This is a genomic window from Mycoplasmopsis gallinarum DSM 19816, from assembly GCF_000621085.1.
GTDB lineage: Bacteria > Bacillota_I > Bacilli_A > Mycoplasmatales > Metamycoplasmataceae > Mycoplasmopsis > Mycoplasmopsis gallinarum.
This window is the reverse complement of the sequence record NZ_JHZE01000005.1, coordinates 78,068-103,447: the sequence shown is the minus strand read 5'-3', so window position 1 is coordinate 103,447 and position 25,380 is coordinate 78,068. Positions and strand designations below refer to the sequence as shown.

At 26.9% G+C, this 25,380-nt stretch carries 21 protein-coding genes; 11 read left to right on the top strand and 10 right to left on the bottom strand.

The window, feature by feature from the left end; genetic code table 4:
- Window positions 1-92: 92 nt before the first annotated feature.
- The 5 genes from Q346_RS04005 to Q346_RS0100530 form a co-directional block, all read right to left on the bottom strand.
- On the bottom strand, window positions 93-329 hold the full coding sequence (locus Q346_RS04005) for a hypothetical protein (RefSeq protein ID WP_051521772.1): 237 nt from the start codon (window positions 327-329) through the stop codon (window positions 93-95).
- Window positions 310-747, bottom strand: coding sequence for a hypothetical protein (locus Q346_RS03730; protein ID WP_051521771.1), 438 nt, complete (start codon window positions 745-747; stop codon window positions 310-312). The genes Q346_RS04005 and Q346_RS03730 overlap by 20 nt, the downstream gene beginning before the upstream one ends.
- Window positions 748-850: 103 nt before the next feature.
- On the bottom strand, window positions 851-2,293 hold the full coding sequence (gene lpdA / locus Q346_RS03725) for a dihydrolipoyl dehydrogenase (protein WP_081774417.1): 1,443 nt from the start codon (window positions 2,291-2,293) through the stop codon (window positions 851-853).
- Window positions 2,294-2,420: 127 nt separating this feature from the next.
- Window positions 2,421-4,772 carry an MSC_0775 family lipoprotein gene (locus Q346_RS0100535; RefSeq protein WP_027332599.1) on the bottom strand — a complete coding sequence of 784 codons (2,352 nt, stop codon included), beginning with the start codon at window positions 4,770-4,772 and terminating at the stop codon, window positions 2,421-2,423.
- A gap of 8 nt (window positions 4,773-4,780) precedes the next feature.
- On the bottom strand, window positions 4,781-5,641 hold the full coding sequence (locus Q346_RS0100530) for an MAG4940 family membrane protein (RefSeq protein WP_027332598.1): 861 nt from the start codon (window positions 5,639-5,641) through the stop codon (window positions 4,781-4,783).
- A gap of 129 nt (window positions 5,642-5,770) precedes the next feature.
- On the opposite strand from Q346_RS0100530, the gene Q346_RS0100525 reads away from it, so the two are divergent.
- From Q346_RS0100525 to Q346_RS0100515, 3 genes are read left to right on the top strand one after another with little or no spacing between them, the layout of a single operon-like run.
- Window positions 5,771-7,594, top strand: coding sequence for a M3 family oligoendopeptidase (locus Q346_RS0100525; protein WP_027332597.1), 1,824 nt, complete (start codon window positions 5,771-5,773; stop codon window positions 7,592-7,594).
- Window positions 7,595-7,609: 15 nt separating this feature from the next.
- Entirely contained in the window at window positions 7,610-9,421 is a 1,812-nt protein-coding gene (locus tag Q346_RS0100520; RefSeq protein WP_027332596.1) for an ABC transporter ATP-binding protein, read from the top strand.
- An 11-nt stretch (window positions 9,422-9,432) separates the two neighbouring features.
- Window positions 9,433-11,235 carry an ABC transporter ATP-binding protein gene (locus Q346_RS0100515; protein WP_036437806.1) on the top strand — a complete coding sequence of 601 codons (1,803 nt, stop codon included), beginning with the start codon at window positions 9,433-9,435 and terminating at the stop codon, window positions 11,233-11,235.
- A gap of 51 nt (window positions 11,236-11,286) precedes the next feature.
- Here the strand turns inward: Q346_RS0100515 and Q346_RS0100510 are convergent, their stop codons facing one another.
- Window positions 11,287-11,658 carry a hypothetical protein gene (locus Q346_RS0100510; RefSeq protein WP_027332594.1) on the bottom strand — a complete coding sequence of 124 codons (372 nt, stop codon included), beginning with the start codon at window positions 11,656-11,658 and terminating at the stop codon, window positions 11,287-11,289.
- Window positions 11,659-11,822: 164 nt separating this feature from the next.
- On the opposite strand from Q346_RS0100510, the gene map reads away from it, so the two are divergent.
- From map to rplQ, 7 genes are read left to right on the top strand one after another with little or no spacing between them, the layout of a single operon-like run.
- Window positions 11,823-12,572, top strand: coding sequence for a type I methionyl aminopeptidase (map, locus tag Q346_RS0100505; RefSeq protein ID WP_027332593.1), 750 nt, complete (start codon window positions 11,823-11,825; stop codon window positions 12,570-12,572).
- On the top strand, window positions 12,572-12,787 hold the full coding sequence (infA, locus tag Q346_RS0100500; RefSeq protein ID WP_027332592.1) for a translation initiation factor IF-1: 216 nt from the start codon (window positions 12,572-12,574) through the stop codon (window positions 12,785-12,787). The genes map and infA overlap by 1 nt, the downstream gene beginning before the upstream one ends.
- Before the next feature lie 8 nt (window positions 12,788-12,795).
- Complete coding sequence (gene rpmJ, locus Q346_RS0100495; protein WP_027332591.1) at window positions 12,796-12,909, top strand: 50S ribosomal protein L36; 114 nt, start codon at window positions 12,796-12,798, stop codon at window positions 12,907-12,909.
- Window positions 12,910-12,915: 6 nt separating this feature from the next.
- Entirely contained in the window at window positions 12,916-13,284 is a 369-nt protein-coding gene (gene rpsM / locus Q346_RS0100490) for a 30S ribosomal protein S13 (protein WP_027332590.1), read from the top strand.
- 18 nt (window positions 13,285-13,302) lie between these two features.
- Window positions 13,303-13,686 (top strand): 30S ribosomal protein S11, encoded by a 384-nt coding sequence (gene rpsK, locus Q346_RS0100485; protein ID WP_027332589.1) that lies wholly within the window; start codon window positions 13,303-13,305, stop codon window positions 13,684-13,686.
- Between the two features lie 17 nt (window positions 13,687-13,703).
- Window positions 13,704-14,711: a DNA-directed RNA polymerase subunit alpha gene (locus Q346_RS0100480; RefSeq protein WP_027332588.1), complete on the top strand. Its 1,008-nt coding sequence runs from the start codon at window positions 13,704-13,706 to the stop codon at window positions 14,709-14,711.
- Window positions 14,711-15,070 carry a 50S ribosomal protein L17 gene (gene rplQ / locus Q346_RS0100475; protein WP_027332587.1) on the top strand — a complete coding sequence of 120 codons (360 nt, stop codon included), beginning with the start codon at window positions 14,711-14,713 and terminating at the stop codon, window positions 15,068-15,070. Before Q346_RS0100480 ends, rplQ begins: the two co-directional genes overlap by 1 nt.
- Window positions 15,071-15,246: 176 nt before the next feature.
- Here the strand turns inward: rplQ and Q346_RS0100470 are convergent, their stop codons facing one another.
- Window positions 15,247-19,695, bottom strand: a complete 4,449-nt coding sequence (locus Q346_RS0100470) for a M60 family metallopeptidase (RefSeq protein WP_027332586.1) — start codon at window positions 19,693-19,695, stop codon at window positions 15,247-15,249.
- 231 nt (window positions 19,696-19,926) lie between these two features.
- Complete coding sequence (gene secA, locus Q346_RS0100465) at window positions 19,927-22,434, bottom strand: preprotein translocase subunit SecA (RefSeq protein ID WP_027332585.1); 2,508 nt, start codon at window positions 22,432-22,434, stop codon at window positions 19,927-19,929.
- Between the two features lie 60 nt (window positions 22,435-22,494).
- On the opposite strand from secA, the gene Q346_RS03720 reads away from it, so the two are divergent.
- Entirely contained in the window at window positions 22,495-23,031 is a 537-nt protein-coding gene (locus tag Q346_RS03720) for a DUF4256 domain-containing protein (protein WP_051521770.1), read from the top strand.
- A 32-nt stretch (window positions 23,032-23,063) separates the two neighbouring features.
- On the opposite strand, the gene Q346_RS0100455 is transcribed toward Q346_RS03720, so the two are convergent.
- Both Q346_RS0100455 and secY read right to left on the bottom strand, forming a co-directional pair.
- Window positions 23,064-23,723, bottom strand: a complete 660-nt coding sequence (locus Q346_RS0100455) for an adenylate kinase family protein (RefSeq protein WP_027332584.1) — start codon at window positions 23,721-23,723, stop codon at window positions 23,064-23,066.
- Window positions 23,717-25,219, bottom strand: coding sequence for a preprotein translocase subunit SecY (gene secY, locus Q346_RS0100450; RefSeq protein ID WP_155946920.1), 1,503 nt, complete (start codon window positions 25,217-25,219; stop codon window positions 23,717-23,719). The genes Q346_RS0100455 and secY overlap by 7 nt, the downstream gene beginning before the upstream one ends.
- Window positions 25,220-25,380: the final 161 nt, after the last annotated feature.

Sequence of the window (25,380 nt, the reverse complement as noted above, 5' to 3'; positions counted from 1 at the left end):
TAACAATTTACTTATTTTTATTGAATAAAAATAGTCCTATAAATAAGAACTAAATTAGAATATAAAATATCAATTTACTGTTCTTATTTATTTTATTGGTATTTTTCATATATTTCATTTACAACTTCAATTAAACAATTAAATGAAGAATGATGAGAACTTTGTTGTGTTCTTAAATAATAATTTTTTCTTTCCAAATATTTTTCTCTAACTAAATTTCAAGCACCTGGAATTTTTTTTAATCTCGTTATTTTTTCCTTATATTTAATAGAGTTTTTTGATTCATTTCAATAATATTTATCATTAGAACTATGACCATTTTTTTTCATGTATTAATCTCAATCAATTACCATCATTATTTTCAGTAACTATGCATAAATCAATAGTTCATTCTTTACTATCATTTTGAAAATGAATTGGTCTTGTAGTTAACACACTGGTTGAGTCACTAACATCACGTAATCCTTTTTTTCTTAAAACTTGATTAAATGCATTTCTCACATTTTCTTTAAGTTGTTTTAAATTATCTCAATCGTCACAAGAAATTATATTTAAATTATAATCAAAATCTGTTTGGTAATTTCTTCCATTAACTGTAACTAAGTTTTTGGCTCCACTTCCTATGAGAAAAAACTGAGAATTAATTTGATATTTTTCTCTTAAAATTTTTGTCATTTCATTAATCAAATTTGATGAATACTTGCGTGCTCTATTTAAAAATTCCTTATCATCTACAAATTTGTACATAAATCTCTCCTTTTAAATTTTAAAATCATATTATTATATAGATTTTTTATGAGAAATACAAAAAAATGCCAAAAAATTTTATATTTGGCATTTTATCAATTTATTATTTTTTATGTTCTAAATGCAATTTAAGCGCAGCAGCTCTTGCACATTCTCATATTATTTCAGCGTTAGTTGGATGTGGATGAATAACTGTGGTTAAATCAAAAACAGTTAAACCTTTTTGAATTGCTAACACAATTTCACCAATGTAATCTGTTGAATGTGCACCAATGATATGACCACCAAGAATTCTTCCATCTGTTTTATTAACAACTAATTTAGCGAATCCCTGTGTATGTTTGGTTGCAATTGCTTTTCCAAGGAATGAGAAAGCATATTTAGAAGTAAAGGCATCATAACCTTGATCTTTAGCTTGTTGTTCAGTTAAACCAACAAATGAAATTTCAGGTTCTGTATAAATACATCCAGGCACTGGTTTATTTTTGTATTCAGTGTGTCTGCCTAAAATATTATCAACTGCAGTAATTGCATGTTGATAAGCAACGTGAGCTAACATAGCTTGACCAGTTAAGTCACCAATTGCATAAACTCCTTCAACATTGGTTTGCATAAATTCATTAACTACTACTTCTTGTCTTTGACCAACATTAATTCCCAATTCTGCTAAGCCCTGTGAATTTGGAATTCTACCAACAGCAATTAAATAAACATCTGCTTTAATAGTTTTTTCTTCATCATTAACTGTATAAATTAATTCTTTAGCGTCATTTAAACCTTTAGTTTGTGCATTGAAAATAATTTCAATATTTGAGGCTTTTAAGATTTTGGTAATTTCTTTTACCATATCAGTATCAAGTCCCATAAGTAATTGATCTGTGTTTTGTAAAATAGTTACTTTTGACCCTGCTTTATTAAATACTTGAGCAAATTCTACACCAATTACTCCTCCACCAACAATTACCACATTTTCTGGTAAATGATTACTGTAATTAATAGCTTCTTTTGAAGATAAAACAGTTAAATCATTATATGCTTGTTCAAAGCCAGGCAACATAGTAAGTTTTCTGGCTCTTGAACCCATTGCCATAATGATATTTTTACCTTTGTAAATTTTGCCATTCACTTCAATTACTTTTGGACTTAAGAATTTAGCTTCGCCTTCTTCAATTGCACATTTTGACATTTTCATAAGCATTTTTACACTTGATGAAATTTGTTTTACAACTTGTGCTTTTCTTTCATGCATTTTTTGTCAAGTTTCTTGGAAATTAATTTCTAATGCGCCTAAATTACCAACAATTCCGTAATCTGCAGCATGTTTTAAAGTTTCAATAACTTCAACTGATTTTAACATTGTTTTAGTTGGAATACATCCAACATTTAAACAAACACCACCTCAAAATTCTTTTTCAACAATTAAGGTTTTTAAACCTGATTTTCCAGCTTCTTCAGCTGCTAAATATCCTCCAGGACCTGATCCTACAACAATTAAATCAAATTCGTCATCGATATGACCATTATATTCAACTACGTGATTTGACATGATTCTCCTTATAGATAATTTTTAATAATTCTTATTATATTCTTAAATTAAAAAAGCCTTTAAAACATCTTAATAATTATTTTAAAGGCTTTTTAGTTGATAGTGTAAAGATTTAATTTACATTTAATTAATTATCAATTTTAAAGAGTTCAGTAATATCGAAAGTTAAGGTACTATCACCTCTTAATTTATAAATGTAATTTGGATCAATTACTGAATCAGTAATTTCACGATTTTGCATTGGATTATTATAAAACACTGGAATTTCAGCAAGTTTGATTTTTTGACCTGCTTCATCTAAAATAAATTCACCAGTAATTGGGCTAACTTCATAATTAACCGGATCTTTTGAAGCGCCAGCAACTCCAGGCACTCTAGCTGCTGAAGGATTCTTAATTGTTCCGTCTGCATTTGTATAATTAGTTAATCTTTTTTCATAAGGAGATTTGTTTAAAGTACCAAAATCATTAGCGTTAGTTCAAACTTTATAGTTTGAAATAATTGCAATATGCGCATGTGTCATTCAACCACCATTTTCATCACTTGTGCCTAAATAACCAATTACTTCATTTTTATTTACTTTAGATGGATTATTTGGGCTAATTGAAGTAACTATATGCATTTGTCGATTTCCAACCTGAACTTCTTGAGCAATTCAATTTTTAGCTTGATTATTTAAGGTATTTTCTCGATCTAAATGAATAAAACCAATATAAACATAATCTTTTGTTTCTGAATTTTGATCTCATTTACGTTTTAAAATATCTTCATATTCTCTTGGGCTTAAAACTGTTTTTAAATTTTCCACTTCTGTTCTCATGACTAAAGTGGTACCAATTCCAGCTCCCACCTCTTTAGATGGTATATGATATAAAGCAATTACTTCGCCATCAAAAGGTGCGACAACTGCAGTTTTTTGAGGTGCGATATAGTCTTCTCCTAAATGAATAAAAATTGGTACATTGTTATTTGGCCCATAAAATGAACGATTGGTGTCATATCCACCTGCGAAAAGATTAGTTCCAAATAAATTGAAAATATTTTCATTAACTTTAGTTAAATTACTTTGATCTAAACGATTTACATTAAAATCTAAAACATTTGGATTAGCATCTTCAAAATCAGGATCAAAAACATAAGCAAAATTATAATTTCCAATTTCTTTAGTTATTAAATATTGCTTGTTATTGAATTCAAGATTGAATTTGAGCTTTGCCCCTTTTAGATTACTTTCAATAAAATCATTGATATTTCAATTAATCTTATAATTTTGATTAAAAGTATTTAAAAAAACTAAATTATTTTTTAAGAATTTTGGATCCTTTAATCAACGAAAATCAAAATTGTAAATATTATTATTTTTTAGTTCGATGTGTAAATTTTCACTAATAATAATATTTTCAATTGCTTCTAAATATTTACCATATTCATCCGGATTAGTAAATGAATTTTGATCCAAATTAATTTGATAATTTTGACTAAAACCTAAATTAAGTAGATTATTTTCATCAAAAACAACTGTGTCGCCATTTTCAGAATATTTATTTGGTTGTGCCAAGGCAAATCTAACTTTTAAATTGATTTGATTAAAATCATTTACATTGTCAAAGTCAATATTTTCCACAAAGACTTTAAAAATATAGCCTTGAACACTTTTAGCATTAGTCTCTGCATTAGTAACTACTTTGGCTTGATTTTCAGTAATAAAATTAGTTATATTTTCATTTAAATTTAAAGATACTAATTTGTTTAAATCACTTTTTGTCAAATTTTTAATTGAATTTGTGTTTAATTTTGTTGCAATTTCATTATTAAAGTGAAGTTGGAAATTATTTTTATTTAAATTATTATTTGTTACTAATTCTTGAAATTCCAAAAATTTAGTTTTCAAATTTTCATATTTATTAGCATCAGATTTTTCCATTTTCATATTTTTAATTTTGAAATTTAAAACAAATTCTTGATATAAATTGCCTATTTTATAGACTTTTTTATCAGCTAAAATTTTAACTTTTACTGGAATAATAACATCTAAATAATTATTTAAATCGCGATGAATATTAAAATATTGAATTTCTGTTGCAAAGTTTTCTAAATATTTACTATTCAAGCCTAATTTAGTTTGTAAAAGATTTTTGAAACCTGTTTCATCAAAATTAAAATATTTAACAGCAAAATCATTTTGCACAAATTTTTTATAAGTTATTGTCTCGTTAGAGGCTTCTGGATTTTTGAATTTTAATAATTCATTATGTTCATTTTTTGCAAAATAATTCTTGATAAATGAAATTATATCTGCTCTTTGATTATTTTCTTCATAACCAAAATTACTTAAATTATAAATTTGGTCACTTTTTAAATTGCTTCGAATATTGACTAAATTAGTTTCTTCTTGAACCTTTTCATTTCGACAAGCTACTGTCATAATAGTTGGTAAAGTAGCAAAAATACTTAAAGGTAAAAATTTGATTTTTTTCATATTAACTCCTAAAAATTAAGTTTCATTCCTGAATTTTTTGCAATTCCTAAAATTCCGAAAGCACAAATAAAAGCAATTGAAATTGTTAAAACTAAAGCAATTAAAAATTCATAAGAAGCTTTAATTAAACCTTTTTTATCAATTGTTCCATTTTTTGGAATTAAAAATGCAATAATTTTTAAAATTGGAAAAATTAAATGAAAGCAAAAAAATCCAAAAAAACTACTAATAAATAAAATGAACCATATAAAGATGAGCATAAAAATTAATTTAACTCAAGTGCTTGTTCCATAATAAACATTATTAATATAAAACAAAAAAGGAGTAATAATTGTGAAAGCAAAAATAAAAATTACTTCTTTTATACTAAATCTAATCAAACATTTAGGCGATTTAACAAATAAATCTTGTAAATGTAAATTTTGTAAATTTTCTACATCTTCATTATTTTTTAATAATCATTTATTTAAATAAAATAATCCTATAAAACAGATAAAACCAATTATTCCCCCACTAATTTGAGCACCAATTAAATAAAATACACCATTAAATATCGGGCTAAAATTAAAGACTGGTTTAATAGTAATACCTTGTAAAACACTTTGCAATAAAACAAAAATTGGATTTCCAAGCATATTTGCATTTGAACCAGAAATAAAAAATGATCAAGCTCAAGGGATTACAAAAGCTAGAAAAGTACCCAAAACATAACCAGAAGTTAAAAAAATCCGATTATTTTTTTGATTTTTCCTAATTTTAGAAAAATAGGTTCAAATCATAATAAATAAAGTAAGAAGAAAGGTACTTAAAAATTCATAAATAAAACCATCATATGAATAATTTACACTTAAAAGTTGTTTTGGTGTCATAAACTCCTTTCATATCTATTTTATAACAAGAAAATAATAGCTAAATCGCATATTTAAATTAAAAATATATTTACTATATTAATTAAGTATTAATAATATAAAATAATATGAATTAAAAAGGGAGGTTATATGAAACAATATAAAAATATTCAAGAAGTTCCAAAAAAATATTTATTTGATCTTGAATCAATTTTAGAAAATGAAACTTTTGAAAATTGATTAAGTAAATATCAGGAAATTTTAGATTTACAAATAGCAATTAAAGATAGTAAATATGATACTTTAGATGCTTATTTAGAAGGTTTAAAATTAAACGAAAAAGGGGCTTTAATAAGTAATAAAATATCAAATTATTTATCAAATAATTCTAATCGTGAATTAAATAATCCTTTATTTAAAGAATTAGAAAATAAAGTTCAACAAATTAATGAAAAATTCGATGAAAAATTTGGTTCAGAAACCGTTCGTTTTTATCAAAATATTGAAAAAATTAAAGTTTGAATTAATGATCCAAAATTAGCAAATTATAGAGTTTCTTTAAATCAAGATATAGAAAATTATAATCATAAATTAGATGACAAAATTGAAGAGTTTTTAGTTAAAACTGAATCAAGTACTCCTAATTATGAAGAACCATTTGTTTTATTAACTGATAGTGAAACAGATTATGGTTATGTTTATGATCAAAAAAATAAAAAATTAAAATTGAATCCAGTTTCACGTATTAAATTTTTAAAATCTGATGATGCAATCTTAAGAAAAAATACTGTAAAACAATGAAAAAAAGCAACTTCACAATTTAAACAAACATTAGCTAATTTACTTTATCAACAATTTAAGGGCATAAATGTTGAAGCTAAGTTACGTAATTACCAATCCGCTGTTTCAATGCTTACTTCTAATGATAAAGTAAGTGATGAAGTGCTTAATAAATTATTTACAAAAGTGCAAAGTTTAACAAATGAAGTTCATAAATATAATCAAGCTTTCGCTAAATTTTATAATTTAAAATTTAAGGAAAAATTTAACAAAAAATATGATTCACTACGTGAATTAACCAATGTTAAAAGTAATTATAGCGTTGAAGATGCTCAAAAATTAGTTTTAGAGGCTTTAAATCCTTTTGGTACAGAATATATGTCAATTGTAAATAAAGCATTTAATGAAAATTGAATTGATTATATGACAATTGAAAATAAAATGTCTGGAGCTTATTCAATTGGTTCTACTTATGGAATTGATAAAAAATACATTTTAATGAATTTTGATGGTCAATTTGGCTCAGTTGAAACTTTAGCTCATGAATTAGGGCATTCTTTACACTCTTATTTTTCAGATACTTATAATGATTTAGTTAATAGCAAATATCCTATTCTTTTAGCTGAAGTGGCTTCAATTTTTAATGAACAAATGCTTTATAATCACATTTTAAAAACTTCTAAAAATAAAGAATTAAAATTTCAAATTTTAGGTTCAATGATTGAAGGATTTTTTGGCACTGTAGTGAGACAAACTCAATGAGCTGAATATGAATACAATTTATATGCCAAGATAGCTAATTTTGAAGTAAACAGTTCATATGAATCAATTAGTCAACTTTATTATGATGTAACTAAAAATTATATTTATAAACCACTTAAATATAATCCTAATGATTTAATAGCTTCTGTTTCAGTTCCTCACTTTTATTATCATTTTTATGTTTATAAATATGCAATTGGTCAATTAGTGGCTAACTATTTCTTTGCTAAATATGAACTTGAAGGTGAAGAATATTTACAATATTACATTAATAATTTTCTTAAAAAAGGTGGTTCTGATTTGCCACTTAAAATTTTAGAAAATGTGGGTGTTAATTTATTGGATGATGAATTTTATGAAATAGGCTTTAAATACATTAAAAAATTAATTAAACAATATATTGCTTTAGGAAATGAAATTTTTAAAAAATAATAAGAAAGGAGAATTATGTTCAAATTAATGAAAATGATACCTAAAAGACTAAAATGATTTTTTCTTTTAGGTTCATTCTTTATATTAATCACTGTTTTAATTAATATCTTTTTTCCCAATTTGATTTCTCAATTTATTAAATTAATTATTGTGGATAATCGAACAGAAACCACTGATATTATTTTCTTTGATGGCAGAATAGCATTTAATAATATTCCAATTAGTGATGCTAAAAATTATTTAATTATTGCAATTGTTTTATCAACTTTATCTAATATTGCTTTTGTGTTTTTAGGCACTTTTATCATTATTTATGCAGCTGAAAATTGTTCAAAATTCTTTAGAATTACTTTATTTGAAAAAATTCAAAAATTATCATTAAAAAATATTGCTGATTTAAAAAGTGAATCTATTATTACTAGAGTTTCAAATGATATTGCAATTTTTTGAGAATTTTTAGTTAATGGAACCACTACTTTAATTAAAGGAATGTTTTTAGTAATTGGAACTGTAATTTTAGCTATTTGAACTGATTTAAGTTTATCAATTGTCATTGCAATTATGATCCCATCATTATTAATTATGATTGCCATCGTTGGTTTAAGTACTAAAAATTTACTAAGAGATACACAAAAAACAGTTGAATTTTTAACCAAAAATATTGATGAAAATATTAATGGAATTAAAGTAATTAAAACTTATAATCTTGAAAAACAAAGAAAAGTAGTTTTTAAAGAAAATAATCAAAAATGATACCAATTACAACGTAAATCGAGCATCATTTTCATGACTGCTGCTCCTGTTTTCTTTATGTTAATTAATTTTTTAGTTTTAGGAATTTATGGACTTATTGCTAAAGAATTTGCTAATCCAAATGCCACTAATTTACAAGAAGTAATTGCTCAACAATCAGAAAGTTTAGCTAAATTAAATACTTTTATTGATTATTTATATAACTTGTCATTTGGAATTATGATGATGATGTTCTTCTTGATTTCAATGTTTAGAGCAATTGTTTCTGCGAAAAGAATTAATGAAATTTATGACTATAAAATAGATGATTTATATGTTGCAGATGGTTTAGTATTAAATCAAAATTATGATTTACATATTAAAGATTTAAACTTTAAATATTATCAAGAGGCTCCAGAATTAACTTTAAGTAATATTAATTTAAAATTACCATTTAAACATACATTAGGAATTATTGGGCCAACTGGTTCTGGCAAAAGCACATTAGCTAATCTTATTATTCACAATTATCTTTATAATGATGGCTCAATTAAAATTGGTAATCAAGAATTAAAAGAAATTAATTCAAAAAATTTACACGATTCTGTGGGAATTGTTTATCAAAAAGCTTTATTATATTCAGGAACTATCAGAAGCAATTTATTATGAGCTAAAGAAGATGCTACTGAACAAGAAATTCAAGAAGCTTTAGAAAATGCTTGTGCTGCTGAATTTGTTAATAAATTTGAAGATGGACTGGATCATCCTGTGGCTATGGGGGGTTCAAATCTTTCAGGTGGTCAAAAACAAAGACTTTCAATTGCTAGAGCTTTATTAAGAAAACCTAAAATTTTAATTTTAGATGACTCTACTTCTGCTTTGGATAATTTAACTACTAAAAAAGTGATTGAAAATATTAAACAAAACTATGATTGTTCAACCATTATTATTAGTCAAAAAATTGGGGCTTTAAAAAATGCCAATAATATTGCTGTAATGGAGCAAGGAAAAATTGTTTCTCAAGGTAAACATGAGGAATTAATTAATTTGAGCGAACTTTATAATTCAATTTACACTAAACAATTAGATCAATAGAAAGGAGTAAAATGAAAACAAAAAACAAAGTATCTACTTTTACTTTATTTAAATCAATTTTTCAATTTTTAGATAAAGAAGATCGTTATTTTGCAATTATAGGTATGATTTTTGCTTCTTTATCTTCTGCTGCTACAATTATTGGAACTTATTTTACAGGGAAAGCCATTACTCATTTCTTTTTACCAACTATTGGTAATCCGGATTCATTTGATTTTAATGCTTTTATCATTTATTCGGTTGAAATTGGCATTTTATTTTTACTTTATGCAGTATTTGGATTTTTACAAAATAAAATTTTTGTTAATTTATCTTTTAAAACTGCAATGAGAATGCGGAAAATTTCAATGGAAAAATTATTAAAAATGCCTATTAGTTATTTTGATAAACAAAAAACTGGCGACATTATTTCTACATTAGTTAATGATATTAATAATTTTTCAAACTCTGTTTCAATGTTAATGACACAATTCTTTAGTGGTTTAACTAGCATCATTTTAACATTAATCATGATGACTTTCCAATCTGTTGTTTTAATGATTGTCATTGTTTTACTTGCTATTTTGCTATTTTCAGTAACTATTTTTATGCTTAAACAAGCAAGACCTGCTTTAATTAATTTACAAAATGAATTTGGTAATTTAAATGCTTATGTTGAAGAAATGCTAACTAATGCTAAAGTAACACAAGTTTTAGACAGACAAGAAAGTGCACAAGTAAAATTTAATTCGATTGCTCACAATATTTATTCTCACGCATTAAAGGGAGATTTTTGACAAAAAATTTTCGATCCTTGATTTATTTTCAGTAGTAATGTGATTGTTTTAGTGACAATTGTTTTAGGTTTAGTATTTAAAACCAATAACTGAAATGTATATGGTATAGATTATACAAAAGTTGATTATGGAATGATGGTAGCATTAATTTCACTAATTTTTGGTTTAACAGGTAATATTCAAACCATTTTAACTGGATTGTTTCAAGTTCAATTAGGGGTATCGTCTGCAACTAGGGTATTAAAATTAACAAATTTAAATGTGCCAGTTGAACAAACAGTTGATATTGATATTAACAAAATTCAAGGCCTTATTGAATTTAATAATGTTTCTTTCAAATATAATCCAGATAGTGCTAAATATCAAATCAAAAATGCTTCCTTCTATGCTAAACCAGGTCAAACAATTGCCATTGTAGGACCAACTGGGGCTGGAAAAACTACTATTATCAATTTATTAAGTAAGTTTTATGAATATCAAGAAGGTCAAATCAAAATTGATAATATTGACTTAAAAACTATTAGCAAACACGATTTACGTGATATTATGGCTGTCGTTTTACAAGATTCATTTTTATTTAATGACACAATTTTTAATAATTTAAAAATTGCTAAACCTGATGCAACTTTAGAAGAAGTAAGACACATTGCAAAAATGGTTTCAGTTGATGATATTATTATGAGAATGAAAGATGGTTATAATACTATTGTTGATAATTCCGATACTTCATTATCACAAGGTGAAAAACAATTATTAGCTATTGCAAGAGCCATTTTAGGTAATAAAAAAATTCTAGTTTTAGATGAAGCAACAAGTAATGTTGACTCTAATACTGAACAAATTATTCAAAATACTTTACAAAATGTTGTAATGAAAAATAAAACCTCAATTGTAATTGCTCACCGTTTAAGTACAATTAAAAATGCTGATTTAATTTTAGTTGTTAATGATGGAGAAATTATTGAAAAAGGTAATCATCGTGAATTAATGAACGCTAAAGGATATTATTGAAATCTTTACACAAGTCAATTTAATTAGAGCAAGCTATAAAGCTTGTTTTTTTATAAAAAAAGCAAGTTAAACTTGCCACTAATTAATTAAATCATTTAATTTATTAAAAATTACTTCTGTGTAAATTCCTGTATTTAAGTTAATTTTAGTACTTGAAACTAAAATTCCCGATACATATTTTAAATTTTGTAATTCATCAATTTTAAGTAAATTTTTATCCTTAAAATTAACTTTTAAAGTTGAAATTGATTTTTCTAATGAAGCAATATTATTTTTTGAACCAAGCAAAGTTAATAATTCCTCTAAATTTATTTCTTTTGGTAATTGCACTTTATCAGGATTATTCAAATTATCTAAATATTTTTTATTTTGTTTTTTTCAATATAATCAACAAAATCCTAAAGTAATAATGCTATAAAAAACAATTAAAAATTTTTCCTTTTTTTTCATAATTTAATCCACCAATCCATTTATTTTTAAATTATAAATTAGTCTAAATATTTATTATGTAATTTTATTATTTAGTATAAAATAAAAAAACTAAAAAGAAGAAGTCATAAATATGACTTTTTTATCTTTTTAGTAAAAGATAGTTATCGTTTAAGGAATGATTTATGATTATAATCAAAAGTTCTGAAGAAATTAAAAAGATAACTAAAAGTTGTCAAATCTTGGCAGAAGTTAAACAAATTTTGTGAGATTTTATAAGACCAGGTGTTTCATTAAAAGAACTGGATTCAATCGCTTTTAATGAGATAGTAAAACGAGGTGCTAAACCAGCTTTTAAAGGTTTGTATGGCTTCCCTGCCACAGCATGCATCTCTGTCAACGAAGAATTGATCCACGGAATCCCAAGTGAATATAAACTAAAAAATGGCGATTTAGTCAGCGTTGATTTAGGATGTATTTATGAAGGATTTAATAGCGACAGCGCCTTCACAAAAGGAGTTGGCACTATTGCTGATGAAGACCAAAAATTAATTGATGTAGCTAAAAAATCTTTTGAAGCAGGTTTAGCAGCAATTAAACCTGGAGCAAGAATTGGCGACATTAGTTATGCAATTGGTAAAGTAATTAAAGAAAATAATCTTTATACACCTAGTGAATTTTGCGGACACGGAATTGGTCGAAATTTACACGAAGAACCTAATGTTTTTAATGATGGCAAGCCTCATACTGGTCCATTATTAAGAGACGGAATGGTTATTTGTATTGAGCCAATGATTATGCAAAAAAATTCACGTGTTAGAACTAAAAAAGACGGTTGAACCATTGTTAGCGCTAGTGGTTTAAACAACGCTCATTACGAACATACAGTTTTAATTAAAAATGGTAAAGGTGTAGTTTTAACGAAAGGAATTTAATGGCAAAAGATGCTATTAAAATGAAAGCTGTAATTAAAGAGGCTTATTCACAAGATGATTATCTTGTTACTCTTGAAAGCGGCATGGATATTAAAGCTCGTATTTCAGGCAAAATTAGAATGCACCACATTCGGATTTTACCTGGTGACACAGTGGATGTAGAAGTTAGCCCATACAACATTGAATTGGGTAGAATTGTCTACAGACACAAATAAGGAGAATTATGAAAGTTAGAGCTAGTGTAAAAAAAATGTGTAAAGACTGCCGTATTATTAAACGTAAAGGCATTATTAGAGTTATTTGCTCACTTCCAAAACACAAACAAAGACAAGGATAGAATAAAATGGCTAGAATTTTAAACGTTGAAATTCCAAATAATAAAAGAGTAGTTATCTCATTAACTTATATTTATGGAATTGGACCATCAAGGGCAAAAGAAATACTTGAAAAAGCAAATATTGACGAATCAATTAGAGTTAAAGACTTAACAGAACAACAATTAAGTGCAATTCGTGAAGCAGCAAAAGAATATACCACAGAAGGTGACTTACGTCGTGAAACTTCATTAAACATTAAACGTTTAATGGAAATCAAATGTTACCGTGGAATTAGACACCGTAAAGGCTTACCTGTAAGAGGACAAAGTACACAGAAAAATGCGAGAACACGTAAAGGTCCTCGTAAAACTGTTGCAGGTAAAAAAGGTAAATAGAAAGTAGAAGGATAAAATATGGCTAAACCAAAGAAAAAAAATATAACCAATGGTGTTGCACACATCCATTCAACTAATCAAAATACTATTGTTACTTTTACAGATGAATTAGGTAATGTTATTGCTTGAAGTTCATCAGGTGCTATCGGTTACAAAGGTTCAAAGAAAAAAACCCCTTATGCTGCAAGTTTAGCAGCTCAAAAAGCTTCTGAAATTGCTAAAGAAAACGGAATTAAAAGTGTTAAAGTAAGACTTAAAGGTTTAGGAGCTGGTAAAGATGCTGCTCGTAAACAAATTGAAGTTGCTGGAATTACTGTTACAGAAATTAAGGATGTTACTCCAGTTCCACACAATGGGACCAGACCTCCAAAACGTGTTCTTAAACGTGAAGCTAAAAAATAATTTAAGGAGTTAAACATATGGAAAAGATGACTAAACTTGAATACGAACAAGTACAAACCCCTTCAGAAGGGATTAATGAAACAATTTTTACAGTAAAACCTCTTGAAAGAGGATTTGGAAATACTTTAGGTGTTGCATTAAGAAGAACATTATTATCTTCAATCACAGGTCTTGCATTATTTGCAGTTAGAATTGAAGGTGTAGACCATGAATTCCAAGCAATTGATGGAATTAAAGAAGATGTTGTTACTTTAATTATGAACCTAAGAAAAGTAAAATTCCAATATGATCCAACCTTAGTTAATGATGATGACATTATCAAAGTGGTATTAAAATCTAATGATCAAGAAGTTGTGACTTCTCGCAATCTAGAAATTGTTAATTCAACTATTGAGATTTTAAATAAATCTCAACACATTGCAACCATTAATGCTAAAGGTAAATTATATTTAGAAGCATATTTACGTCCAGGTAGAGGCTTTATTTCTTCAGAAGAAAATAAAAAATTATTAAATGGCAATACTGCTTTAATTTCACAATTAAATAGTGATATTAAAGATGGTTTATTCATTGCGACAGATAGTAATTTTAGTCCAGTGGAAAAAGTTAATTACTATGTAAATGAATTAAATACTTCAAGTCCAAAACTTGAAGAACAACTAAAAATGCATTTAATTACTGATGGAACTATCGAACCTAAATCAGCAATTCAACAAGCATGTGAAATTTTAGTAAGCCATTTCAAAGTAATTGGAAATGTTGATGAAATGAAATTAAATGTTTTCCAAGATGAACCTGAAATTGAAGAAAAAGAAGAAGAAAATGATATTGATATCAATTCATTAGGTCTTTCTGTGCGTTCATTAAATGCTCTTAAGAAAATTAATAAAAATACTTTAGCAGAAGTAGCAATGATGACTTATGAAGAATTAGAAGGTACCAAAAACTTAGGTAAAAAATCTCTTGATGAAATTGTTTCTCGTCTTAAAGAATATGGTTACGAATTAAGTAAAGGAGAAGAATAATGGCTAATCCAACCCAAATTTACAGCCGTGACAGTAAATGAAGAAAAGGTGTGATGCGTAACTTAGTTAGTGAATTATTTGCTAATGGTAGAATTCAAACTACTTTAGTAAGAGCTAAAGAAGTACGTAGACATGCAGAAAAATTAATTACCAAAGCAAAAAATCCTACTTTAGCAAATCGTCGTATTGTTGCAAGTTTCATTCGTCCACTTTCAGTTAATAATACAGATCTTTTAAAACATGTTTTTGATAATATTGCTCCTAAGTACGCTGAAAGAAATGGCGGATACACACGTATTTACAAATTAGTTTCACGTCGTGGGGACAATACTCCAATGGCAATCATTGAATTAGTTTAATTTTCATAAAACAAGCTTAATATTCATAAATCCCATTTTTGGGATTTTTTCTTTTATTTTCTAACTTTTTTAAGCATAAATACAAGAAATAAAACGGATATGAATTTAGAAATATTGCTTATCGCAATTTTGAACCAGAGGAGAGATATTAAAAAATGCCTATAAATAGGCATTTTTTAGTTCTGAATGTCTTTATATGAAATGAATGTTAAAATTAATGGTTTGTCTTCTTTGTTTACAATTTTAAGAGTGTGCGGATCATTTCAATTTATATTTGAGTCATTAATTTTAGTTAAGAATAATAACTCATTAAATAATAAGGTATTGCTTGATTCGTTAGAAGCACTAATATTTTTACCTACTAACTCCCCATCAAAATAAACATCAAAAGTAGACATATCTTGGCCTTTTTGTCCCATAATTACCATTTCTGGTGAATTAATTGGAATTTCCATATAGTCATTAGCAGTTACAGATTTAGCTACAAAGCCATTAATTGGACTTTCTACATCATCTCTTTCACTACTTACTATTTCTCAATGTCCATAAAATCTATTATTTGCATTGTTAATTGGAATAATACTATCGGTATTTAACTTGATTCCAAATTTAATTTCAGCTAAAGTAATTCCGTATCTATCTGTATTAAGAGTGTTTCTAGCTTGAATAGTAATTTCTTCTATATCATAAACACGATCAAAGAAAACTCTTTGATAAGAAGAATTGCTTCATCTTGAACTAAAATCATAGTATAAAGTTTGTGTATGATATTCATCAGAATTTTTTTCTTTAATTGTTACTGTCAATTCATTCGGTACATATCAACGTCAATTGCTTTGTCTTGGATATATGTCAATAAAGTTAGCTTTAAAACTTTCACTAGTTCTATATATTAATCTTATTGGCCTATTTTGAGTAGCATTATCATAGAATTTTTCGTAATATGTATCAATATTATTGTCAAATATTTTATAAGAATCTGGAGTATTTGGTGCCATTCTTGTAAGACTAAACTGTGGATCTGCCATTCCTATATTTTTAATATATCTTGAAATTTGAGTTTTGTTTTTACTTTCATTAGTTCTATATCTACGTTCATATTGATAAGATGGATTTTCAATTAAATTACGAAGTTGGTCTGCATTTAAATTATTAGTTTCTAAAGTAGGAGTTATAGAATTGGTAACTAAATTAATTTTTTCTGTGTCGTTAGCTAATCAGAAATTCATATTACCAGCACCTGCTTTGTTATAAACTGCTAGTTTAATTTCGTAAATTTGTCCTTTAACAAATTCAAATGAACCTAAACTTTGTTCACTCTTAGAAGCATTAAAACTGCTTCCAATTAATTTATTATTAACTCAAACTGCAGATCAATCATCAGCAATTGCTTTAAATTCAAAAGTTCCTGTTGTAGGAGCAACAAATTTCATTGTTGATTCTAAAAGGGTATTTTGCTTCTTGTTTAAATAATTAAGTTCATCAAAGTTAAAATCTTGCACAAATGAAATAATATCATTTTGATCTATTTGATCATAAGCAGCATAAAGTTCTTCAAAAGAATTTACATTAGAAGTTAAACTTGGATATAGTTTCATCGCTGGACGATTAACTACATTTCTAATTTTAATTTTCATTTTGTACATTGGCACATAATTACTTGGTTTAGTATCAAATTCATCTGGAATAATATCTAAATCAAATTCATCAATTTCTGCAAAAGTATTCGCATTAGCGTGATAAGTGACTTTGAATTTATTATTTGCATCTATAGTTAATGAATTACCTAATTTAGTTTGATTTGGCACTTGAATACTTTTAATTTTAAAATTAGGGTTGAATGAAGAAATACCTTTTTTGAAATCAAAAACATAATCTTCACCGGCTGGAATTTGGAAAGCAGGCATTGTATCAGAAGTATATTCAAAATTATTGGTTTCACTGTTATATAAATAGTTTCCAACAGCATAAATAGATGAAACAAAATCAAAAGCAGGATATTTATTTAATTTATTCTCATCTTCTTGAGTAACCGGTATTTCTTGAGAACTATCACCGCTAACTTCTTTAATTACTGTAAAATTCTTTTCTAATTTCTCTCCTGTAGTTACAGTTGAAGTATATTGTTTAAGTGCATATAAAGGATTTAATTTAAAGTAATCTGCTAGATAAATCATAGTCGCAAAAAATTTGCCAGAATTTTGACTTTTTCCAGAAGCTTTAACTCAGTTTGCAAAATTCATTGGTCCATATTGATAAACCATATTTGCATATAATGAATATCAATCATTATTATTGGTTTGTTTAGCATTTAAAATGTATCCATTAGCTAATCTTGATCAACCTTCATCTAAGTCACCTGAAAAATTAGCAAAATTACGTAATCTGGTTCTATCATTTATAAATGATAAATCAACTGTTGAAGGAATATTTGTTCATCCGTGGTTTTTAACATGGAATGGATCTTGATATTGTTCAAAGTTGTGATTAATTTCATGGTAATTACCTCAATTGGCAAAACCAAAATCTAAACTTTTACCATCATAATAACCTTTAGCTCAGCTAACTGCAGCTCAAAGATTATTCATACCGCCTCAAGCTCCAGCCCCATCTCAAATATCGTCACAATAATTTAAAGCTATTTTAGGATTTCAGTAATCTCCTCAATAGTATGACATTTCATAAAAACTATTTCATTTCTTAAACACTTCTTCTGGGAAAACCATGTTATCCAATTCCACACCAGCTACAGATGTAGGACTAGTGAAAGGAACTAAAATCGAAGAATAATTAGTTTGAATTGAAGCAACGGGAGCAGTAATTTCACCATTTTTAATTTTTGTAATTTGTGCATTTCATTCTTCTTCAGTGGTTTGATCATAAACATAATGGAATTGTTCTACTGCACCATAAACTTTGAATTTTAAAGAAGCAAAATTTCCATTATATTTGAAGTTTTGTTTTAATTCAAATGATAAAGAACCCCCAAAAGGTGAAGCTACTTTAATTTTTCTAGTTTCTGGATCTATCTCACTAAATTGAAATGTAAATGTGCTTTGTACAAAAGGATAACGGTTAGAAATTCTGGCTGTATTGTTAAAAGCTCTGTTATCTCAGTAGTTTTGATTAATATGAATTTTAATTGGCAAATCTTTACTTCATGCATTTTTAAAAATATTATATGTTTCAGGATCAAATTCAATTTCTGCAACTTCACCTGCAGGAATATATAAACCTAAAGCATTACTTCCTGAAAAACTTCCATCAATTTTAAATTCTTTAGTAAGTGATTTGGTTTCATCAGTTACATTCTTTTGATATCATGAAGTCACTGCTGGATGTTTTTTTAATTCTCCATTTGCAATTTGAGATTTAATTCATTCAGGGTTTGAATATTTAATACCTGTTTTCCCTGGCACTCTTTCGGCAAAAACTAAATCTGAAATATTAACTTTTTCTCCGTCCAATATCATAAATGAATTTTCTGTATTATTAGCTTCATAATTATAATCTCAGCCTGGATATCTAAAACCTTGTGAACCATAACGAGTTAATAAATCTGTTTCGTAAAATTTATTATTTATTTTATTTTCACGTGATTCATAACCTAAAAATTTTTGTTGATAAGTTACAATATCAAAAGCTTGGCTCAAATGAGTCGCAAAATCGGGATCTGTGTTTTGTAAATTATCAGATTCAATTTCTAATTCATTAGTTTTTCAGCTTAAGCCTTCATTATTGAATACAATAGCATAGTATCTACCGGGTCTATTTGTTTCATATGATGAAGAACCTATTTGATCTAATTTTTTATTAAAATAAAATCACTGAGTTCTTGAAAGATCTAAATCGGTTGTTTCATTTAAAGTTAAAGTAATTGGATTACCATTAGTGATAATGGCATTATCACGATTTTTCAAAATAACTGAACTAAGTGGATTAACTTTATGAACAGTTAAGTTGTCAAAAGTTTTAACAAAACTTTTATTATTGTAAGTTCCCTTAATTGCAACAGAATAAATTGTATCTGCTTCGATATCATCATATTGAATTTCCAATTGTGGAATTGTAGTATTTTTTAAAAATTCATTATTTAAACTTCAACTATATTGATTAATTATTAAATCATCTTGAGAATTATTAAATCCTTCAATATTGATGCTTAAAACACCAGTTGCCGAGGTAAAATATCCATTATTTTCAACTATAACAGATGCATTTTGAAATAATAAATTAGTTTCTTCAGGACTCAATTCTTTTGGTTCTTCTGGTGTAGGATTTACTGGTTCTTCTGGCTCAATAGGGTGAGTTGGTTCTGTAGGGTTTGTAGGTTCAGTAGGATTAGTTGGATCAGTAGGATCAACAGGGTCAGTAGGTTCAACAGGTTCAACAGAATTTTCTTTATTTGAAAAATTAATTCAATATTTTTCAAAATTAATTTTTGAATTTTCATTTTTTTCATAAATATCAGAAAAATTGGGTGCGGTTAATGTTGAATTATCATTTCAATTATTCTTTTTATTTCTTTTCTTCAAAATTAAAGCTGTAGTTACAACACTTGCAATTGTAAGTGGAGCTAAAACAGCAAGTGCACCTATTAATGCTTTATTTTTATTTTTTTTCATACACACTCCTTATTTAAAATATTGTTAATTTTAACAAAAACACTCTAAATAAATAATATTTAATATTATATAAACTAATGATTAGTAATATTCTAGAATTTAATTTTTTAAATATTTTTAATTTTATTTAATTAATTTGATTAAATGAAATTTAAAAATAAAAAAGCCCTTAAAAAGGGCGGTACATTGGATTAAAAACCTCAATGTCGGCTCATAATTAATTATAACAAATTAATTGGCAACATCAGTTTTTTGTTCCATTTGTTCTTTAAGACTTTTATATAACTCAAGTAAATAAAGTTCTCTTTGTTCAATTGTTTGTGCTTCATCAACAATAATAGTTTCTTGAAGTTGAATAAATAAAGGATCATTTCTGATTTCTTTTGGCACTAATGATTCAAATCCTAATCTATCAGCAAAAATTCCTCTAACTGTATCAAAAGCAATGTTATCAAGCATTTGTTCAAATTTGAGAGTTCCTTCATCTGTATAAACTTGATATGGATTTTTTTGTGAATATTGAACTAAATTAATGTTTGAACGCAATTTATCCATTGTGTCAATGTGATTTTGTCAATATCTATCAATTACTCTTAACATAATATTTTTTTCAGTTCATTTTACAATTTCGCTATCTGAATTTTGAATTGCAATTTTTTGTCAATGATGATAAATTGCAATTAATTTTTCTTTTAAAAATTCAGCAATTTCAGAATCATGAATTTTTTTAACTTGAGCTAAATCCAATTTTTCTTTAATGATCTTACTTAAAATTTCATTGTTAATATAATCAACAAATTTTTCATAATCAAATGAACCAGTTTTGTTTTTAAATTCTGGGAAAAGTACGATTTTGGATACAATTTTTTTAATCATTCTTTCAATTACGAAAGATACATCTTCATTAAGTAAAATTAAATCTCTTTGTGCATAAAATAAATCTCTTTGTTGTCGAATTACATCATCATAATGTAAAACATTTTTACGACTATCATAGTTAAAACCTTCGATTTTCTTTTGTGCATGTTTGAAACCAAATTGCAAGTTTTTATTAGTAATTTCAACATTGCCTTTGTCTTCATATGAAGCTTTAAATTCTTCATAATTAGCAAAACGACGCATTAGTTGATCATCTAATGAAACATAAAATTTAGAAGTTCCAGGGTCCCCTTGTCTTCCTGAACGACCACGTAATTGGTTATCAATTCTTCTACTTTCTGCTCTATCGGTTCCAATTACATATAAGCCACCTAATTCTAAGGCTTCTTTACTTGGTTTAATATCTGTTCCCCGGCCCGCCATATTTGTGGCAATTGTAACCGCTTTAACTTGACCAGCACCTGCGATAATTTCAGCTTCTGAGGCATTTTGTTTAGCATTTAAAACTGTATGAGGAATGGCGGCATTACTTAAAAATTGGTGCAAAATTTCAGAATCTTCAATTTGGGCAGTTCCAACTAATACTGGTTGACCTTTAGCATACAATTCTTTAATTTTTTCAGTTACTGCAATTCATTTAGCTTCATAGTTACCAAAAATAGAATCGGGTAAATCTTGCCTTTGAATTGGCCTATTGGTAGGCACCACATTAACTCGCATATTGTAAATATCAATAAATTCTTGCTCTTCAGTTTTTGCTGTTCCAGTCATACCGCATAATTTATCAAACATTCTAAAGAAATTTTGGTATGTAATAGTAGCTAATGTTTTAGTTTCGGCTTCAATTTTAACCATTTCTTTTGCCTGCAATGCTTGTTGTAAACCCTCAGAATAAGCACGACCATCCATTATTCTTCCGGTGAAAGCATCTACTAACTCAATTTTTCCATCTCTAACAATGTACTCAACATTATTTTTCATTATTTTGTGCGCTCTTAATGCGTTTTGCACACGATGCACAATTTCAGAATTTTCAATGTTATATAAATTATCTACTTTAAAAAATTGATTTGCTTTTTTAATTCCATTAAAAGTTAAACTAATTGCTTTGGTTTCTTCATCAATTTCATAATCTTGTGGTTGTAAAATTCTTACAAATTGATCAGCTGCATAATATAAATGAGTGTCTTCGCCTTCTCCACCAGAAATGATTAAAGGGGTTTTGGCTTCGTCAATTAAAATTGAATCGGCTTCGTCAATTAAACAAAAATGTAAACCTCTTTGCACTTTTTCTGCTAAATTAGCGGCCATATTATCTCTTAAATAGTCAAAACCTAATTCTGAATGCACTGAATAAGTGATATCTGCAGCATAAGCTGCTCTTTTTAAATCAGGTGCCATTTGTGCTTTATTGATACCTACTGTTAAACCAAGAAAGTTGAAAACTTCTCCCATTTCTTTGGCATCACGCTCTGATAAATATTCATTAACTGTTGAAACAATTGCCCCTTTACCACTTAAAGCATTTAAATAAACTGGCGCAATTGAAGTTATAGTTTTTCCCTCACCGGTTTTCATTTCTGCAATTGATGAAAGGTCTAATAAAACCCCTCCGATCATTTGGACATCATATGGTCTTTTACCCAAAACTCTTTTAGTAGCTTCACGACATACAGCAAATGCTTCTGCTCTTAAGTTTTCTAATTTTTCCCCATTAGCCAATCTTGCTCTAAATTGAATAGTTTTATTTTGCAACTCTTCATCTGATAATTTAGCAATCAAGGGTTCAAATGCATTAATTTTTTTTAAAGTTTTTTCTGCAATTCGCATTTCATTTGATTTAATTTTAAATAAATTCATAATTGTTATTTTACAATATTAACAATTAATTAATTAGATAATATTAAAAATGAGGTTCAAATGAACAAAGATGTATATAAAGATAAATTACAAAAAATTTACCAAAAGAGTTTAGATTTGTTTAGCTTGCCCGATGATTTTATTAGCATTTATCAAAAATTAAATGAAAAATCTAATTATGAAATAATTTTTAAATGAATAAGCAACAATGATGATTTAATTTTGGCTTATTTCAATGATTTGTATTTATTAGTTGATAATTTTAAGGAACAATTACCTAGTCGTGTAAATGTTTGTTATGACTTAGAAGCAAGAAAAAGCCGTAAACAATATCCCCCTCAAAATTCAGCTTATGAAATTGCAAATGATTTAAATTTAGATTTATTAGATAAGGATGAATATTTATTTTTACAAAGTAAATTGGATTGAGATAATAAAACATCTTCATGATTAAAAACGCCTCTTGATTTTCGCCAAAATAAATTTGCATATTTTGGTGATAAAAAATTCGGCCACACCTTTATTTATCACAATGGGGTGCAATCTTATTATGCAACCAGAGGTTTTAGATTAAAATTTGTTTTTAAACTTAAATAAAAAATCGATCTTTTGATTTCAAGATCGATTTTTTATTTAAATAATTCTTTGACAATTTGCGCTTCAATAATTTCAGGTTCAGTATTAGCATCAAAAACATGTAAAGTATGATGTTCACGATAATAATCTAATAATGGAGCTGTTTGTTCTTGATAAATTTGTTGTCTAACTTTAATATTTTCAATACTGTCATCTTTTCTCATTATTAAAAGGGTTCCACAGTTATCACAGTAGTCTCCATTTTTTGAAGGCATAAATTTAATGTGAAAACTTGCCTTGCAATTTGGGCAAAAACGTCTTCCATTTAATCTTTCCATAATTACATCTTCTGGAGCAGTTAATTCAACCACTTCATATTTAAAACCTGAAATAGAATTTAAAAAATGTACTTGATCTAATGTTCTTGGATAACCGTCTAAAATAATATTTTGATTTTGTGCCAAAAGTTTTAAAACTTTCACTTTAACAGTTTCATTGGTAATTTCGTCTGGTACATATAAACCATTATTTACATAAGAAGCTAATTGTTTTCCTAATTCAGATTGACTAGCAATTTCTTCTCTAAAAATTGCTCCAGTTGATAAGTGAATCATATTGTTATTTTTTGCTAATAAAGCAGCAACAGTTCCTTTACCAACACCAGGTGGACCCATAAATACAATATTAGGCAAATGATTTTCTTTGTTTATCATAAGATTCCATCTCCATTATTTTTATCATTTGATTTTTTAGTTTTATTTTTATTTTTATTTCAAAATAAATCATTGTCAAATTTACGTGAATTTTTTTCTTCAGCTATTAATTCTGACATTGCTCTTGATTGGCGTTTTAAGTTTGCCATTTGATTAGTTTTCTTTCTTGCTTGATATTGTTGAATAGTTTCTAGAGCTACAGAAACTAAAATCATCAATCCAGTTCCACCAAAAGCAATAATTTGTGGAAAGTTTAAAATAATAATTTGCAAGTATTGGAAAGTCGCTAAAAAGACTAAATAGAAACCGCTAAATAATGAAAGTCTCATTACAATTCCAATTAAATAATCTTCTGTTTGTTCTCCTGGTTGAATACCTGGAATAAAAGTTGAATTTTTTGCGAAATCTTCAGCAATTTTATCAACTCTTGATTGTTGTAAGCCCATGATGAAACTAAAGAAGAAGGTGATAACAGCTAAAAGAGTTAATCCTAATGGTTTAGTAAATTGTAAATTTTCATTAATTCATTGTTTAGCCACATTTGCATCGGGTAAAATTCTTGCTATCATCAAAGGTAGTGAAATTAACATAGTCGCAAAAATAATTGGCATAATTCCGCCTGGATTTGCTTTAATTGGTAATTTACCCATTTCCTTGATATTTTTAGAACGACCTGCTCCAATTTGTTGAATTGGAATATGTCTTTCAGCATTATAAACCATTGCAATGATGAAAATCAAAACACAATAGACAAATAAATAAGTTAAGAATTTTAAAGCTCCAACAAATAAAGCGGTATTATCATTTAAAGACACAAAATAATTAAATGCACCTTGGAATTGCGCTGGCAATTGAAAAGCAATTCCGACCATAATAATTAAACTCGTTCCATTTCCTATTCCTTTATTTGTGATTTGTTCTCCTAAAAATAAAGCAAATAAAGAACCACCAATTAAAATCATAGGAATTAAAAAATAAACTAATAAAGCGTCGTTTTGTAAACCAGGGATTGGAATAATTTCGATTAAAGCAGAACCTCCACCTGCTGAAAGTGATTGAGTTAACAAAATAGCTTGTGGATAAGCAATAATTAAAGTTAAAATTCTAGTAATAACATTTAACTTGCGCCTGCCTTCAGGCCCACTTTGACTCAATTTTTGAACAGCTGGAAATAATCGAGTTTGCAGTAATGACATTATTAAGGAAGCATTAATAAAAGGACTAATTCCCAAAGCCATAAGAGAAAAGTTTCTTAATCCCCCTCCTCCGACTAAGTTTAGGGTATTAAAAAATGCATCTTGTTCAATTAATTCTGAATTTTTAATTTTAATAAACGGAGATGGTATTGTGGTTGCAATAATATAAATAGTTAACAAAAATAAAGTAAATATAAGTTTTTTAACTAATTCTTTAGATGATCAAAAATTTATTCATCTTGTTTTTAAATTAAAAAACTTTCTATTTATTCAATATGAAAAATTTGAAAATAAATTCACAATACTCCTTAAAAAAATACTCCGTAATTATACTATAAAATACTTTTAAGATGTAAATGTCTCTAATAAACTATTTACTATCTTTATATATCATAAGATTAAAAAAAGGTAAGAAATCTATTAAAAAAAGTCATATAAAATGTAAAAAATAATTTAATATA